This window comes from Streptomyces sp. NPDC001828 (assembly GCF_042892175.1).
Taxonomy (GTDB): domain Bacteria; phylum Actinomycetota; class Actinomycetes; order Streptomycetales; family Streptomycetaceae; genus Streptomyces.
The window spans coordinates 48,861-65,148 of record NZ_JBIATV010000014.1; the positions used below are offsets into that span (position 1 = coordinate 48,861).

Below are 16,288 nucleotides of genomic sequence, written 5' to 3' on the forward strand. Positions count from 1 at the left end.
CCACCCCTAGAATTCGATGCGCTCGCGGCGCGAGAGCCGCATGCTGAGAATGGCGAACACCAGGGTCACGATCAGCATCGCGACACCCATGGCGGCGGCCATTCCGTACTGGCTGTTGTCCCGGAACGCCGTCTTGTAGAGGAGCAGCGGGACCACGTCGGTGGATTCGTCGGGGCCGCCGACGTTCACCGACATCAGCTGTACGTAGATGAACGCGTCCATCGCGATGATGCCCATGTAGACCCAGGCGGTGGCGACGGTGTCCCGCAGCAGCGGCAGGGTGATCCGGAAGAACGTCTTGACCCGCGAGGCGCCGTCCAGGAGGGCGGCCTCGTAGATCTCGCCCGGGATGGAGGCCATTCCGGCGGAGAACAGGACGACGTAGAAGCCGACGTTCGCCCACACCATCACGACCATGATGCAGATCAGCGCGATGCTGGAGTCGCCGAGCCAGGACTGCTGGAGCGAGCTCAGACCGACGCTGGAGAGCAGGGAGTTGAGCATCCCGTTCTCGGGGTCGGGGTTGTAGATCTGCTGCCACAGGATCGCGATGATCGTGATCGACAGGACCTGCGGGAAGAAGAAGATCACCTTGTAGAGGCCGGAGCCCCGCACGCCGGCGACCCCCGCAGAACCTCTGCGACGGCCGCCGACATTCAGCATGAAGGCGAAGAAGAGACCGAAAGCCAGCGTGACGACCGGCACGAAGAGCAGCAGAAGGACGTTGTGCCACAACGCCTTCCAGAAGAGGTCGTTGTGAATCAGCTTCTGATAGTTGTCCAGACCGATGAAGTTCTTCTCGGGGGTCAGTCCGCTCCAGCTCGTCAGCGAAATCTGGAAGTCCTGGAGGAAGGGCGAGATCACGAGGACCCCGTACAGCGCCAGGGGAATTGCCAGGAATCCGATGATGAACCGGTACTTGCCGTGTCGCATGTCGCCGGTCGCTCTCGTCTCAGCCAGTAGTGGTAAGCGGCCTCGTCAGAGGTGCTTGAACTTCGGGACGGAGGAGTCCTTCTTGGTGTCGTCCGAGGCCTTCTGGGCCTTGTCGATCCACTCGGTGGCCTTGATCTTGCCGCTGAGCAGGTCCAGGGTCAGGTTGCCGATGGTCTCGTTGTTCAGCTTCTTGTACCAGTCCTGCAGCCGGGAGTTGAGGACGTTCGGCCCGGCGGCCTTCAGCGCGGCGTTCGCCGAGGTCAGGCCCGGCGTCAGGGAGAGGCCGTCGGCGGCGCCCTGGACACAGGTCAGCGACTTGATGGCGTTGGTGAAGTTGGTGGTCTGCTTCTTGCTGAGCATGATGCGCAGCAGTTCCATGCCACCGGTGGGGTTCTTGCCGTCCTTGGCGACGATGAAGGGCTCGCCGGCCGCCGCGTACAGGGTGCCGAAGGGCAGCTTGTCGTTCGGGCCGGAGCCGATGAGGGAGCCGACCGCGAGGTCGAAGTCCTTCGGCATGGTGGGCGCGGCCTCGTTCTCCACCCAGGAGCCGTCGGCCACCATGGCGGCGCGGCCCTGCGTCCAGGCGGTCTGCATCTGGATGTGGGTCATGCCCTCGGAGCCCTGCAGGAAGTAGCCCTGGCCCGCCAGCTCCTCGTAGTACGAGATGACTTCCTTGACCGCGTCGGTCTTGAAGGCGCCGTCGTCGAGGTTGTCGATCGCGTTGAGCGCTTCCTTGCCGCCGACCTTGCCGATCTGGTGCAGCAGGTCGAAGTGCACGTAGTACGGGAACTTGCCCGGGTACGTGAACGGGGCGATGCCCGCGGCCTTGATCTTCTTGCAGAGCGCCAGCATGTCCGAGAAGGTCTGGGGGTAGGTCCAGCCCTTGTCCTTGAACAGCTTGTTGGAATAGAAGGTGCCGTAGACGGTGAACGCGTAGTTGAACGCGTACAGCTCCGGGGATCCGAACTGGCCCTGCTCGATGGTGCCGGCGATCAGAACGTCGCGGACCTTCTTCGAGGGGTCGTCGATGGTCGGTGCGTCCAGGAGCGGGGTGAGGTCCTGGAGCTTGCCGGTCTTGGCGAGGGCGGCGGTGTCGAGGTTGTCGGCGCCGGAGTTGTCCATGAAGTCCGGCGGGGTGCTGCCGGCGAAGCGCGGCTGGAGCTTCGGGCCGATGGCCTGCGTGCCGGTGTGCTTGATCGTGATGCCGTACTTGGCGTTGTAGTCGGCCTCGGCGGACTTGATGTAGTCGTCGCCGAAGCCGCCCTTGAAGACGAACGCCTCAAGTGCCGTGCCCTTGTTGACACCGAGCGGGTTGTCCGCCGACTTGGTGCCCTGCGAGCTCGGCTTCTTGGTGGTGTCGCCGCTGTCGGAACTGGCACACGCGCTCAGCAGTGACGTCGCCGGCACCGCCAGCAGGCCGATTGCCATGGCCCGCTTGAGTGCGTCACGACGGTTGATCTCGGATCCCATGCTCAAGTCCTCGCCTTCTCCAGGACTCATGCGGTGCAGCGGAATCCGCCGGCGCCCGCGAACAGTTGAAGCGTGAGTGATGCCGTACATCCATCGCGGAGGCCGCCCGGCCCCGGGCCGACCGGCCCGTACGCGGTTCCCCCCGCCCGCGTTCAGCGGGTTGCCCGGACGCCGACAGGTATAGTCCACTTCCCGTCAACTGAGCAAGATCGAAAGCACGGTTGGCCGACAGTCTTTCCCGAGTTGAGACCTCACGGATATATCCGTTGGTACGTACCAATGTGGAGGAGGCTGTTGCTTTTGACGCGCATTACACACCTTGACGTCCGCATTGCCCCCGCCGATTCCGGCCATCCATTCCTTCCCAACACCCTTGACACCAACCGGCACTTGCCGCGCTACTGGGTCCTGCGTTTCCGTTCTGACAACGTTGTCCACCTCGCACCTGCCGGTTGAACCCGGTACGCGCCGAAGGAAAGGGCCCGCATGCTGCCCAGATCCCGGTACCGACGAGCACCGGCGGCCGCCCTGGCCGCCGCCTCGTTCCTGCTCGTAGTGACGGCCCAGTCGGCCGTCGGTGCACCGTCCGCTACGGCCCAACCCCCGCAGCCCGGCGGCCGGTTCAGCACCTCGTTCGAGACCGGCCAGCCCCAGCCGGACTGGACCAATACCGTAGACACGGACCGCGCGGGGACCAAGCGGGCCTCCGGGGTGGACGGCGCGTTCACCAGTGGGATACCGGGCAATGTGACCGACAAGGTCACCGACGTCCGGGCCAGCGCCGAGAACACCGACGGCGGCGAGGTGAAGGAGAACCTCGTCGACGGCCAGCCCAGCACCAAATGGCTGGCCTTCCAGCCGTCGGCCTGGCTCGAATTCGATCTGTCCGAACCGGTGAAGACCCTCACCTACGCGTTGACGTCGGCCAACGACGCCCCCGAGCGCGACCCCAAGGACTGGACGCTGAAGGGCTCGGCGGACGGCAAGGACTGGAAGACCCTGGACAGCCGCTCCGGCGAGAGCTTCAAGGACCGCTTCCAGACCAAGACCTACGACTTCGCCAACTCCACCGCCTACGCGCACTACCGCCTGGAGATCACCGCCAACGGCGGGGCGCCCATCACCCAGCTCGGCGACATCCAGTTCTCCAACGGCGACACCAGCACCCCGGCCCCGCCGGACATGCTCACCGCCCCGGACCGCGGCCCCGGCGGCTCCCCCACCGCCAAGGCGAACGCGGGCTTCACCGGGAAGCGGGCGCTGCGCTACGCCGGCACGCACCAGGCCGACGGGCGGGCCTACTCGTACAACAAGGTCTTCGACGTCGACCTGCCGGTGACCCGGGACACCGCACTCGACTACAAGATCTTCCCGTCGATGACGGAGACCGACCTCAACTACCCGGCCACCAACGTGTCCGTGGACCTCGCCTTCAGCGACGGCACCTATCTGAGTGACCTCAAGGCCCTGGACTCGCACGGCGGGCCGCTCAGCCCGCAGGGCCAGGGCGCCGCCAAGACGCTCTACGTCAACCAGTGGAACCAGGTCTCCTCGGTGATCGGCACCGTCGCCGCCGGCAAGCGGGTGGACCGGATCCTGGTCGCCTACGACTCCCCCAAGGGGCCCGCCAGGTTCCAGGGCTGGATCGACGACCTCACCATCGCGCCGAAGAAGCCCGCGAAGCCCCTCGCGCATCTGTCGGACTACGCGCAGACCACGCGCGGCACCAATTCCAGCGGCTCCTTCTCGCGCGGCAACAACTTCCCCGCGACGGCCGTCCCCAACGGGTTCAACTTCTGGACCCCGGTCACCAACGCCGGTTCGCAGGACTGGCTGTACGACTACGCGCGGCGCAACAACGCCGACAACCTGCCCACCCTCCAGGCCTTCAGCGCCAGCCACGAGCCGAGCCCGTGGATGGGCGACCGGCAGACCTTCCAGGTCATGCCGTCGGCGGCAGCCGGTACCCCGGACGCCTCCCGGACCGCCCGCGCGCTGCCCTTCCGGCACGAGAACGAGACCGCGAAGCCGTACTACTACGGCGTCACCTTCGAGAACGGCCTCAGGACGGAGATCACTCCGACCGACCACGCGGCGATGATGCGGTTCACCTATCCCGGTGACGACGCGAGCCTGATCCTCGACAACGTGACCAACCAGGGCGGCCTCACCCTGGACCCGGCGAGCCGTTCCTTCACCGGATTCTCGGACGTCAAGAGCGGTCTGTCCACGGGCGCCGGACGGCTCTTCGTGTACGGCGTCTTCGACGCGCCGGTGACCGCGAGCGGCAAGCTGCCCGGCGGCGGAGGCGCCGACGTCACCGGTTACGCGCGCTTCAAGCCCGGCAAGGACCGCACCGTCACGCTGCGGCTCGCGACCTCCCTCATCAGCGTGGACCAGGCGAAGGCCAACCTGGCCGCCGAGATCCCGGCGCGGGCCGGCTTCGACTCGGTCAAGGACCGGGCCCGGCAGGCCTGGGACAAGATCATGGGCCGCATCGAGGTCGAGGGCGCCTCGCAGGACCAGCTGACCACCCTGTACTCCTCGCTCTACCGGCTGTACCTGTACCCCAACTCCGGCTTCGAGAAGGTCGGTTCGAAGAACCAGTACGCCAGCCCCTTCACGCCGAAGACCGGCGAGGACACCCCGACCCAGACCGGGTCGAAGGTCGTCGACGGCACGGTCTACGTCAACAACGGGTTCTGGGACACCTATCGCACGACCTGGCCGGCGTACTCGCTGTTCACCCCGGAGAAGGCCGGGGAGATGGTCGACGGCTTCGTGCAGCAGTACAAGGACGGCGGCTGGATCTCGCGCTGGTCCTCGCCCGGCTACGCGGACCTGATGACCGGCACCAGCTCGGACGTCGCCTTCGCGGACGCCTATGTGAAGGGCGTGAAGTTCGACGCCGAGGCCGCCTACGAGGCCGCCCTGAAGAACGCCACGGTCGCCCCGCCCTCCTCCGGCGTCGGCCGCAAGGGCATGACCACCTCCCCCTTCCTCGGCTACGCGCCGACCTCCACCCCCGAGGGCCTGTCCTGGTCGATGGAGGGCTACGTCAACGACTACGGCCTGGCGAAGATGGGCCGGGCGCTGTACGAGAAGACGAAGAAGCCCCGCTACCGGGAGGAGTCCGCGTACTTCATGGGCCGTGCCCAGAACTACGTGAAGCTCTTCGACAGCAAGGCGGGCTTCTTCCAGGGCAAGGACGCGGCCGGTCAATGGCGCGTGGACAGCGCCAAGTTCGACCCGCGCGTGTGGGGCTACGACTACACGGAGACCAACGGCTGGGGTTACGCCTTCACCGCCCCGCAGGACTCGCGGGGCCTGGCCAACCTGTACGGCGGCCAGGCGGGCCTCGCCCGGAAGCTGGACGCCTACTTCGCGACGCCGGAGACGGCCTCGCCCGAGTTCGCCGGTTCCTACGGCAGCGTCATCCACGAGATGACCGAGGCGCGGGACGTGCGGATGGGCCAGTACGGGCACTCCAACCAGGTCGCGCACCACGTCACGTACATGTACGACGCGGCCGGTCAGCCCTACAAGGCGCAGGAGAAGATCCGCGAGGTGCTGCGGCGCCTCTACAACGGCAGCGAGATCGGGCAGGGCTACCACGGCGACGAGGACAACGGCGAGCAGTCGGCCTGGTACGTGTTCTCGGCGCTCGGCTTCTACCCGCTGGTGATGGGCAGCGGCGAGTACGCGATCGGCTCGCCCCTGTTCACCAAGGCGACCATCCACCTGGAGAACGGCCGCGACCTGGTCGTGAAGGCGCCGAAGAACAGCGACGCCAACGTGTACGTGCAGTCCCTGAAGGTCGACGGGAAGGCGTGGAACTCCACGGCCCTGCCGCACGATCTGCTGGCGCGGGGCGGCACGCTCGACTTCGCCATGGGCCCGAAGCCCTCGTCGTGGGGCACCGGCAAGAACGCGGCGCCGGTCTCCATCACCAAGGACGACAAGGTGCCCGCTCCCCCGAGCGACGCGATCACCGGCTCCGGTCCGCTGTTCGACAACTCCTCAGCCACGTCGGGGGAGTTCACCTCGGTGGAGCTGCCGGTGGCGGCCGCCACGCGGGCGCTCCAGTACACGCTCACCTCGGCGGACCACGCCAAGGCTCCGACGTCCTGGACGCTCCAGGCCTCGACGGACGGCACGACGTGGAAGGACGTCGACCGGCGTACGGGCGAGCGGTTCACCTGGGACCACCAGACCCGGGTGTTCTCGCTGCGCGCGCCTGGCTCATTCACGCACTACCGCCTGGTGAGTGCGGGCGGATCCGCGACGCTCGCCGAGGTCGAACTGCTCTCCTGAAAGTCCACTCATCAGGGAGGGAAAATCCCATCTTCCTCCCATAGCAAACGAGTTGACATGTAAAGATGCGGTGGAACTATCGCGGCGGGATGCTGGACGGCTCGTGAGCCGTCCGGCGTCCCGCCCGCGCCACTGTCACCGACACCAGGAGCGATACGTGGCCAGAATCAGCAGCCGTAAGAGCGGCACCTCGTTCTCCCGCCTCGCCGTGGCCACGATGGCCTGCGCCCTCCTCGGCGTGAGCGCCGGCGCGGCCTCGGCCGACAGCGTCTACTGGGGCCACCAGCCGGCGACCACGAAGCACGGGCCGACGGCCAGGAACTTCGCGGCCGCCGCGGCCACGCCCACCAACGCCGCGAACCCGGTCTTCCCGCTGATCGGGGTGGACAGGGCCAACCTGGTCTGGGTGTACGGCCCGAACGGCGCCGGCGGTCTGACCCCGCGCGAGGCGACGGACGGCACCTTCCCGGCCCTGGCCAACGACGCGTTCGTCGACAACGACGCCGACGGCTATCTCGACGGCGAGTGGCAGTGGAGCACCGGCGGCAACCTGGACTTCTACGCCAACTCCAACGTCCCGAAGCCGATCAGCGGCGGCTGGAACATCTACGACAAGGTTCTCGCGCCGGGCAACCTCGGCGGCGCCCCGGGCTACGACATCGTCGCGCGCGACAAGACGGGCGTGCTGTGGCTGTACCTCGGTTACGGCGACGGCACCGTGACCAGCCGCATCAAGGTCGGCGGCGGCTGGAACGTCTACACCCAGCTGGCCGGCAAGGGCGACCTGGACGGTGACGGCAGGGCCGACATCGTGGCCCGCGACACGGCGGGCGTGCTGTGGTTCTACAAGGGCACCGGCAACTACAAGGCGCCGTTCGCGCCCCGCACCAGGATCGGCTCCGGCTGGAACATGTTCGACGCGCTGGTCTCCAGCGGCGACGTGGACCTGGACGGCAAGACCGACCTCATCGCCCGCGAACCGGGCGGCAACCTGTGGCTGTACAAGGGCACCGGCAACGCCGCGGCCCCGTACCGGACGCGGGTGCAGATCGGCTGGAGCTACAACATCTACCGCCTGATGGCGTCCTGACGACGGTCTGACGCACCGGCGCGCAAGCGGCAGGGCCGCACCCCCGTGAGGGGGGTGCGGCCCTGCCGTCGTCGCTGGTGCTTCGCCCGTGCCTAGTTGCGGATCAGGCTGCGCAGCACGTACTGCATGATGCCGCCGTTGCGGTAGTAGTCCGCCTCGCCGGGGGTGTCGATGCGCACGACCGCGTCGAACTCGACGCCGGTGTCGGTGGTGACCTTGACGGTGCGCGGGGTGCTGCCGTCGTTCAGAACGGTCACGCCGGTGAAGGAGAAGGTCTCCTCGCCGGTGAGGCCGAGCGAGGCGGCGGTGGCGCCCTCCGGGAACTGCAGCGGCAGGACGCCCATGCCGATGAGGTTCGAGCGGTGGATGCGCTCGTACGACTCGGCGATGACGGCCTTGACGCCGAGCAGCGCGGTGCCCTTGGCGGCCCAGTCGCGGGACGAGCCCGAGCCGTACTCCTTGCCCGCCAGGATGACCAGCGGGATGCCGGCGGCCTGGTAGTTCTGCGAGGCGTCGTAGATGAAGGAGACCGGGGCGTCGGCCTGGGTGAAGTCGCGGGTGAAGCCGCCCTCGGTGCCCTCCGCGATCTGGTTGCGCAGGCGGATGTTGGCGAACGTGCCGCGGATCATGACCTCGTGGTTGCCACGGCGCGAGCCGTAGGAGTTGAAGTCGCGACGCTCGACGCCGTGCTCCGTGAGGTACTTGCCGGCCGGGGTGTCGGCCTTGATCGCACCGGCCGGGGAGATGTGGTCGGTGGTGACCGAGTCGCCCAGCTTCGCCAGGACGCGGGCGCCCTCGATGTCGGAGACCGGGGTGGTCTCCATCGTCATGCCCTCGAAGTAGGGGGGCTTGCGGACGTAGGTGGACTGCGGGTCCCACTCGAAGGTGTTGCCGGTCGGGATCGGCAGCGACTGCCACTGCGCGTCACCCGCGAAGACGTCCTGGTAGGACTTGTTGAACATGTCCTCGCCGATGGCGTTGGCCACGACGTCGTTGACCTCGGCCTCGGTGGGCCAGATGTCCTTGAGGAAGACCGGGTTGCCCTCGGTGTCGGTGCCGATCGCCTCGGTGGTGATGTCGACCTTCATCGAACCGGCGATGGCGTACGCGACGACCAGCGGCGGGGACGCCAGGTAGTTCATCTTGACGTCGGGGTTGATCCGGCCCTCGAAGTTGCGGTTGCCGGAGAGCACCGAGGTGACCGCGAGGTCGTGCTCGTTGATCGCCTTCGAGATCTCCTCGTCCAGCGGACCGGAGTTGCCGATGCAGGTGGTGCAGCCGTACCCGACGAGGTTGAAGCCCATCTTGTCGAGGTACGGGGTGAGGCCGGCCTTGTCGAAGTAGTCGGTGACGACCTTCGAGCCCGGGGCGAGGGTGGTCTTGACCCACGGCTTGCGGGTCAGGCCCTTGTCCACGGCCTTCTTCGCGACGAGCGCCGCGGCGACCATCACGTACGGGTTCGAGGTGTTGGTGCAGGAGGTGATCGCGGCGACGGTGACGGCGCCGTGGTCGAGCTCGAAGGTGGTGCCGTCGGCGAGGGTGACCGGGGTGGGCCGGGTCGGCACGCCGTTGGTGGTGGCCGGGGCGTCGGAGGCCGGGAAGGACTCCTTGCCCGCCTCGTCGTCGTCCTCGACGTAGTTGCGCACGTCCTGGGCGAACCGCTCGGCGGCGTTGGCGAGGACGATGCGGTCCTGGGGGCGCTTCGGGCCGGCGATGGAGGGGACGACCGTGGAGAGGTCGAGCTCCAGCTTCTCGGAGAAGTCGGGCTCGGCGGCCGGGTCGAGCCAGAGGCCCTGCTCCTTGGCGTACGCCTCGACGAGGGCGACCTGCTGGGCGTCGCGGCCGGTCAGGCGCAGGTACTTCAGCGTCTCGTCGTCGATCGGGAAGATCGCGGCGGTGGAGCCGAACTCCGGCGACATGTTGCCGATGGTGGCGCGGTTGGCGAGGCTCGTGGCCGCCACGCCCTCGCCGTAGAACTCGACGAACTTGCCGACGACGCCGTGCTTGCGCAGCATCTCGGTGATCGTGAGGACGAGGTCGGTCGCGGTGGTGCCCGGGTTCAGCTCGCCGGTCAGCTTGAAGCCGACGACGCGCGGGATGAGCATCGAGACCGGCTGGCCCAGCATCGCGGCCTCGGCCTCGATGCCGCCGACGCCCCAGCCGAGCACGCCGAGGCCGTTGACCATGGTGGTGTGCGAGTCGGTGCCGACCAGGGTGTCCGGGTAGGCCTGGCCACCCCGGACCATGACCGTACGGGCCAGGTGCTCGATGTTGACCTGGTGGACGATGCCGGTGCCCGGCGGGACGACCTTGAAGTCGTCGAAGGCGGTCTGGCCCCAGCGCAGGAACTGGTAGCGCTCCTTGTTGCGGCCGTACTCCAGCTCGACGTTCTGCGCGAACGCGTCCTTGGTGCCGAACTTGTCGGCGATGACGGAGTGGTCGATGACCAGCTCGGCCGGGGAGAGCGGGTTGACCTTCGCCGGGTCGCCGCCGAGCTCCTTGACGGCCTCACGCATGGTGGCGAGGTCCACGACGCAGGGCACGCCGGTGAAGTCCTGCATGATCACGCGGGCCGGCGTGAACTGGATCTCCTCGCTGGGCTGGGCCTGGGAGTCCCAGTTGCCGAGCGACCGGATGTGGTCGGCGGTGATGTTCGCGCCGTCCTCGGTGCGGAGCAGGTTCTCCAGGAGAACCTTCAGGCTGTAAGGGAGGCGCGCGGAGCCCTCGACCTTGTCCAGCTTGAAGATCTCGTACGACTCGTCGCCCACGCTCAGCGTGGTGCGGGCGTCGAAGCTGTTCGCCGACACGACAGTCTCCTTCATAAGTGTGCGCGTTCCACCACAATCCTGCCGCCACGACATGTTGTCGATTCGCTGAGGTAAGGCTAAGTTAGGTAACCCTTACCGAGCGTCGGCTGCGGTGCGCCCCGGTAGATATCTCGATGTCGAGATAACTCTAGTACATGGCCGCCGGTAGGTCATGCGCGGGCGGCGGCGACCGGACGGCGTACGCCGTCCCGGTGGCGCCCGTAAGCCGTCCCGGTGACGCAGGACACGTTCGCCTCCGCCTCCCACTGTCGCGGCGCGCGACACGCCCGGCACCCGGAAAATCCCCGACCCCGGATGGACCCCTTCCGTTTGCCGCCCCGGTACGGAAGTCGCAGTATCGGAATTGACGGTTCCTCACCCCGTTGGCCCCTCTGGGCGCGAGCGTCATCTCATATCTGAGATAACCTGCCCCCATGGCAGACGACTACCTCGTACGCATCGGCAAGCTCATCCGTGACGCCCGGCAGCACCGGGGCTGGACACAGACGCAGTTGGCCGAGGCTCTGGGCACCAGCCAGAGCGCCGTGAACCGCATCGAGCGGGGGAACCAGAACATCAGCCTTGAGATGATCGCGCGCATCGGGGAAGCGCTCGACAGTGAAATCGTCTCGCTCGGGTACTCGGGCCCCATGCACCTGCGGGTCGTGGGCGGCCGCCGCCTCTCCGGCTCGATCGACGTCAAGACGAGCAAGAACGCCTGTGTCGCGCTGCTCTGCGGCTCGCTGCTCAACAAGGGCCGTACGGTGCTGCGCCGGGTGGCCCGCATCGAGGAGGTCTACCGCCTCCTCGAAGTCCTCAACTCCATTGGCGTGCGCACCCGTTGGATCAACGAGGGCACCGACCTGGAGATCGTGCCGCCGGCCGTGCTCGACCTCGACGCGATGGACGCGGCGGCCGCCCGCCGCACCCGCTCCATCATCATGTTCCTCGGCCCGCTGCTGCACCGCATGGACCGCTTCCGGCTGCCGTACGCCGGCGGCTGCGACCTCGGCACCCGCACCATCGAGCCGCACATGATCGCGCTGCGCCGGTTCGGCCTGGACATCACGGCCACCGAGGGGATCTACCACGCCGAGGTGTCGCGCACCGCGCCCGACCGCCCGATCGTGCTGACCGAACGCGGCGACACCGTGACCGAGAACGCGCTGCTCGCCGCCGCCCGCAACGACGGCGTCACCGTCATCCGCAACGCCTCCTCCAACTACATGGTCCAGGACCTGTGCTTCTTCCTGGAGGCGCTCGGCGTCAAGGTCGAGGGCATCGGCACCACCACCCTGACCGTGCACGGCATGGCCGACATCGACGTCGACGTCGACTACTCCCCCTCCGAGGACCCGGTCGAGGCGATGAGCCTGCTGGCCGCGGCCGTCGTCACCGAGTCCGAGCTGACGATCCGTCGGGTGCCGGTGGAGTTCCTGGAGATCGAGCTCGCGGTCCTGGAGGAGATGGGCCTCGACCACGACCGCACCGCCGAGTACGCCGCCGACAACGGGCGCACCCGGCTGATCGACCTCACCGTGCGCCCCTCCAAGCTGGAGGCGCCCATCGACAAGATCCACCCGATGCCGTTCCCCGGCCTCAACATCGACAACGTGCCGTTCTTCGCGGCGATCGCGGCGGTGGCCCAGGGCAAGACGCTCATCCACGACTGGGTGTACGACAACCGCGCGATCTACCTCACGGACCTCAACCGCCTCGGCGGCCGCCTCCAACTCCTCGACCCGCACCGGGTCCTGGTGGAGGGCCCGACCCGCTGGCGCGCCGCCGAAATGATGTGCCCCCCGGCCCTGCGCCCCGCGGTGGTGGTCCTCCTCGCCATGATGGCCGCCGAGGGCACGTCCGTACTGCGCAACGTCTACGTCATCAACCGCGGCTACGAGGACCTGGCCGAGCGGCTCAACTCGGTGGGGGCGCAGATCGAGATCTTCCGGGACATCTAGGTTCCCGAAGCAGCAGGTGTACGGAGGGGCGGGTGCCGGTCGGCGCCCGCCCTTCCTTGTCTCTGCCGGCGCCGCCGACGCACCCCACGAGCCCGGCCCCCGGCCGTCACATGAGGAACCCCGCCGGGAACGGGTCGGAAGGGTTCAGGAAGTACTGGGCCGTGCCCGTGATCCAGGCTCGGCCGGTGACCGTGGGGGTCACCGCGGGGAGGGGGCCGACTCTCGTTTCGGCGATGAGGCGGCCGGTGAACTCCGTGCCGATGAAGGACTCGTTGGTGAAGTCCCGGTGCAGGGGCAGCTCGCCGCGGGCGTGCAGCTGGGCCATGCGCGCGGAGGTGCCGGTGCCGCACGGCGAGCGGTCGAACCAGCCCGGGTGGATGGCCATGGCGTGCCGCGAGCGCGTCGCGTCGGAGCCCGGGGCCGCGAGGTAGACGTGCTTGACCCCGGCGATCTCCGGGTTCTCGGGGTGTACCGGGGGCTCGGCCGCGTTGACGGCGTCCATGACGGCGAGCCCGGCGGCGAGCAGCTCGTCCTTGCGGTCCCGCGCGAAGGGCAGGCCGAGCGCTTCGAGTTCGACGAAGGCGTAGAAGTTGCCGCCGTAGGCCAGGTCGTAGGTGACCGTGCCGAGGCCGGGGACCTCGACCTTGCGGTCGAGCGCCAGGCAGAACGCGGGCACGTTGGTCAGGGTGACCGCGCGGGCCTCGCCGTCCTCGACCCGTACGTCCACGCTCACCAGGCCCGCCGGAGTGTCCAGGCGCACGGTGGTGACGGGCTCGGTGACCGCCACCATGCCGGTCTCCACCAGCACCGTGGCCACCCCGATCGTGCCGTGGCCGCACATCGGGAGCGCGCCGGAGACCTCGATGAAGAGGACGCCGTAGTCCGCGTCGGGGCGGGTCGGCGGCTGGAGGATCGCGCCGCTCATCGAGGCGTGGCCGCGCGGCTCGTACATCAGGAGCGTACGCACGTGGTCGAGGTGGTCCGTGAAGTACTGCCGCCGCTCGGCCATCGTGGCGCCGGGGACGACGCCGAGGCCGCCGGTGATGACGCGGGTCGGCATGCCCTCGGTGTGCGAGTCGACCGCGTGGTAGACGTGTCGGGTCCGCATGAACTCCCTTTCCGCAATGGCTACTTGTGGCCTTCGGCGAGTGCCTTCTCGGTGGCGGCGCGCACCACGGCGTCCTGGTCGGCGGTGAGCGGCTGGCGGGGCGGCCGCACGGGTCCGCCGGGCCGGCCCGCCACGTCCATGGAGAGTTTGATGGCCTGGATGAACTCGGTCTTGGAGTCCCAGCGCAGCAGCGGGTGCAGCGCGCGGTAGAGGGGCCGGGCGGTGGCGAGGTCGCCGGCGACGGCCGCGTGGTAGAGCTGGGCGCAGGCGGCGGGCAGCGCGTTGGGGTAACCGGCGATCCAGCCGACCGCGCCGGCCAGTGCCAGCTCCAGGAGCACATCGTCCGCGCCCGCCAACAGGTCGAGTTCCGGGGCGAGTTCGGCGATCTCGTAGGCCCGGCGGACATCGCCGCTGAACTCCTTGACGGCGACGATGCTGCCGTCGGCGTGGAGCTGCGCGAGCAGCGCGGGCGTCAGGTCGACCTTCGTGTCGTACGGGTTGTTGTAGGCGACGACGGGCAGCCCCGCCTTGGCGACCTCCGCGTAGTGGGCGCGGACCGAGCGCTCGTCGGCGCGGTAGGCGTTCGGAGGGAGCAGCAGCACCGAGCCCGCGCCCGCCCCGGCGGCCTGCTCCGCCCAGCGGCGGGACTCCGCGCTGCCGTAGGCCGCGACGCCCACCATCACGCGGTCGCCGTCACCCGCCGCCTCGACGGCGGTGTGCACGACGCGGGCGCGCTCCTCGTCGGACAGGGTCTGGTATTCGCCGAGCGAGCCGTTCGGCACGACGCCGTCGCTGCCGCTGTCGATCAGCCAGCGCACGTGCTGGGCGTAGGAGGCGAAGTCGACGGAAAGGTCGGAGCGCAGGGGCAGCGCGGTCGCGACGAGGATCCCGTGCCAGGGGCGCGGGCGCGGGGGCGCAGGCGCCGCGGATGTCGTGGTCGTCATGGTCGAACTCCCTAGTGTGGTGTGTGACATTTTACTGAGATGTCGCGACCGCCCACAAGGGTTGCGACCTCGCTTCGTTCGCCTCCAATGGCAGCGCCGCGAGCGGGACTTGGGGTCACCTCCCGCCCCAGGCTCCACTTGCGCCGACGTAGTAATGTGACATTGCACTGCATCCGCCCTCACTCACCCCCACCCCGGGAGACCCGATGGCCGAGCGCCCCGCGCCCCTCAACACCGGCAGCCACGACCTTCCCGTGGGCCCCGAACTCGCCGCCTTCATGAGCGGTGGCTGGGCCCCGACCCCGCTGCCCGAGGACGCCCGGGTGCCCGGGTTCGAGGTCACCGGGCAGCGCCGGGCGCGGCTGTCCGCGCGCTTCCCGGGCGAGCGACTCCTCGTGCCGGCGGGCGAGTTGAGGGTCCGCTCCAACGACTGCGACCACCGCTTCCGCCCGCACAGCGCGTACGCCTGGCTGACCGGCCTGACCGGTGAGGACCAGCCGGGCCACGTCCTGGTCCTGGAGCCGTCCGGCGCGGGTCACGAGGCGGTCCTGTACCTGCGGCCGCGCTCGCCGCGCGCGGAGGGCGACGGCGCGTTCTACCGCGACCGGCGGTACGGGGAGTTCTGGGTGGGCCGGCGCCCCGACCTCGCCGAGACCGAACGCCTGACGGGCATCCGCTGCGTCCACGTGGCGGGACTGGACGCCCTGCCGCCCGGCCGCGACGCGGCCACCGATCCCGAACTGGCCTCCGTGCTGAGCGAGTTGAGGCTGGTGAAGGACGCCTGGGAGGTGGCTCAGCTCCAGCTGGCCGTCGGCCACACCACGGCGGGCTTCGAGGACGTCGTACGCTCCCTGCCGCGCGCGCTCGCCCACGCGCGGGGCGAGCGGCTGCTCGAAGGCGTCTTCGGGACGCGGGCCCGCGCCGAGGGCAACGGCACCGGGTACGAGACGATCGCCGCGTCCGGGGCGCACGCCTGCGTGCTGCACTGGATCCGCAACGACGGGCGGCTCGACCCCCGGGAGCTGCTCCTCCTCGACGCGGGCGTGGAGACCGACACGCTGTACACGGCCGACATCACCCGCACCCTCCCGCTGTCCGGCCGCTTCTCCCCCGTCCAGCGCCAGGTGTACGAACTGGTCCTGGCCGCACAGGACGCGGGGATGAGGGCGCTGCGGCCGGGCGCCGCCTTCCGCGACTTCCACCGGGCCGCGATGGCCGTGATCGCCGGGGGCCTCGCCGAATGGGGCGTCCTGAAGAGCGCTTCCGGCGAGCTGCACCGCCGCTACACGCTGTGCGGCAGCGGGCACATGCTCGGCCTCGACGTGCACGACTGCGCGAAGGCCCGGGCCGAGACGTACCTCGACGGCGTCCTCGAAGCCGGCCAGGTCCTCACCGTCGAGCCCGGCCTCTACCTCCAGCCGGACGACGAGACCCTGCCGCCCGAACTGCGCGGGATCGGCGTGCGCGTCGAGGACGACCTCGTCATCACGGAGACCGGCGCCGAGTTGATGTCGGGAGCGCTGCCGAGGTCGGTCGCGGGGATCGAGGAGTGGATGGGAGGCCTGCTGGAGGGCGGCTCGCCGGGCCCCGCGTGACCGGCGCCCGGCCCCATGTGCCCGGCTCCCGGCCCCGCGTAAACGGCGCCCGGCCCCATGTGACCA

At 69.0% G+C, this 16,288-nt stretch carries 9 protein-coding genes; 4 read left to right on the forward strand and 5 right to left on the reverse strand.

Annotated features, from left to right (window positions below; translation table 11 throughout):
* Positions 1-6: 6 nt before the first annotated feature.
* Positions 7-933 carry a carbohydrate ABC transporter permease gene (locus tag ACFYZA_RS31835; protein WP_382590344.1) on the reverse strand — a complete coding sequence of 309 codons (927 nt, stop codon included), beginning with the start codon at positions 931-933 and terminating at the stop codon, positions 7-9.
* 45 nt (positions 934-978) lie between these two features.
* Positions 979-2,403, reverse strand: coding sequence for an N-acetylglucosamine/diacetylchitobiose ABC transporter substrate-binding protein (ngcE, locus tag ACFYZA_RS31840; RefSeq protein WP_382590341.1), 1,425 nt, complete (start codon positions 2,401-2,403; stop codon positions 979-981).
* A 486-nt stretch (positions 2,404-2,889) separates the two neighbouring features.
* Here ngcE and ACFYZA_RS31845 point away from each other — a divergent pair, with 486 nt between their 5' ends.
* Together ACFYZA_RS31845 and ACFYZA_RS31850 are read left to right on the forward strand one after the other, a co-directional pair.
* A complete protein-coding gene (locus tag ACFYZA_RS31845; RefSeq protein ID WP_388494217.1) occupies positions 2,890-6,717 on the forward strand; it encodes a GH92 family glycosyl hydrolase in 3,828 nt (1,275 codons plus the stop codon).
* 157 nt (positions 6,718-6,874) lie between these two features.
* A complete protein-coding gene (locus ACFYZA_RS31850) occupies positions 6,875-7,807 on the forward strand; it encodes an FG-GAP repeat domain-containing protein (protein WP_388494218.1) in 933 nt (310 codons plus the stop codon).
* Between the two features lie 92 nt (positions 7,808-7,899).
* Here the strand turns inward: ACFYZA_RS31850 and acnA are convergent, their stop codons facing one another.
* Positions 7,900-10,629, reverse strand: coding sequence for an aconitate hydratase AcnA (gene acnA, locus ACFYZA_RS31855; RefSeq protein WP_388494219.1), 2,730 nt, complete (start codon positions 10,627-10,629; stop codon positions 7,900-7,902).
* A gap of 419 nt (positions 10,630-11,048) precedes the next feature.
* Here acnA and ACFYZA_RS31860 point away from each other — a divergent pair, with 419 nt between their 5' ends.
* Entirely contained in the window at positions 11,049-12,575 is a 1,527-nt protein-coding gene (locus ACFYZA_RS31860) for a helix-turn-helix domain-containing protein (RefSeq protein WP_382590329.1), read from the forward strand.
* Between the two features lie 106 nt (positions 12,576-12,681).
* On the opposite strand, the gene ACFYZA_RS31865 is transcribed toward ACFYZA_RS31860, so the two are convergent.
* Positions 12,682-13,683, reverse strand: a complete 1,002-nt coding sequence (locus ACFYZA_RS31865) for a proline racemase family protein (RefSeq protein ID WP_388494220.1) — start codon at positions 13,681-13,683, stop codon at positions 12,682-12,684.
* Positions 13,684-13,703: 20 nt separating this feature from the next.
* A complete protein-coding gene (locus tag ACFYZA_RS31870) occupies positions 13,704-14,627 on the reverse strand; it encodes a dihydrodipicolinate synthase family protein (protein WP_388494221.1) in 924 nt (307 codons plus the stop codon).
* Positions 14,628-14,833: 206 nt separating this feature from the next.
* Between ACFYZA_RS31870 and ACFYZA_RS31875 the strand changes: the two genes are divergently transcribed.
* Positions 14,834-16,222, forward strand: a complete 1,389-nt coding sequence (locus ACFYZA_RS31875; RefSeq protein WP_388494222.1) for an aminopeptidase P family protein — start codon at positions 14,834-14,836, stop codon at positions 16,220-16,222.
* Positions 16,223-16,288: the final 66 nt, after the last annotated feature.

Excerpts from the sequence above, each read along its gene's own strand:
- ACFYZA_RS31835 (WP_382590344.1), bottom strand. The coding sequence starts at position 933 with ATGCGACACGGCAAGTACCGGTTCATCATCGGATTCCTGGCAATTCCC.
- ngcE (WP_382590341.1), bottom strand. The coding sequence starts at position 2,403 with ATGGGATCCGAGATCAACCGTCGTGACGCACTCAAGCGGGCCATGGCA.
- ACFYZA_RS31845 (WP_388494217.1), top strand. The coding sequence starts at position 2,890 with ATGCTGCCCAGATCCCGGTACCGACGAGCACCGGCGGCCGCCCTGGCC.
- acnA (WP_388494219.1), bottom strand. The coding sequence starts at position 10,629 with ATGAAGGAGACTGTCGTGTCGGCGAACAGCTTCGACGCCCGCACCACG.
- ACFYZA_RS31860 (WP_382590329.1), top strand. The coding sequence starts at position 11,049 with ATGGCAGACGACTACCTCGTACGCATCGGCAAGCTCATCCGTGACGCC.
- ACFYZA_RS31865 (WP_388494220.1), bottom strand. The coding sequence starts at position 13,683 with ATGCGGACCCGACACGTCTACCACGCGGTCGACTCGCACACCGAGGGC.
- ACFYZA_RS31870 (WP_388494221.1), bottom strand. The coding sequence starts at position 14,627 with ATGACGACCACGACATCCGCGGCGCCTGCGCCCCCGCGCCCGCGCCCC.
- ACFYZA_RS31875 (WP_388494222.1), top strand. The coding sequence starts at position 14,834 with ATGGCCGAGCGCCCCGCGCCCCTCAACACCGGCAGCCACGACCTTCCC.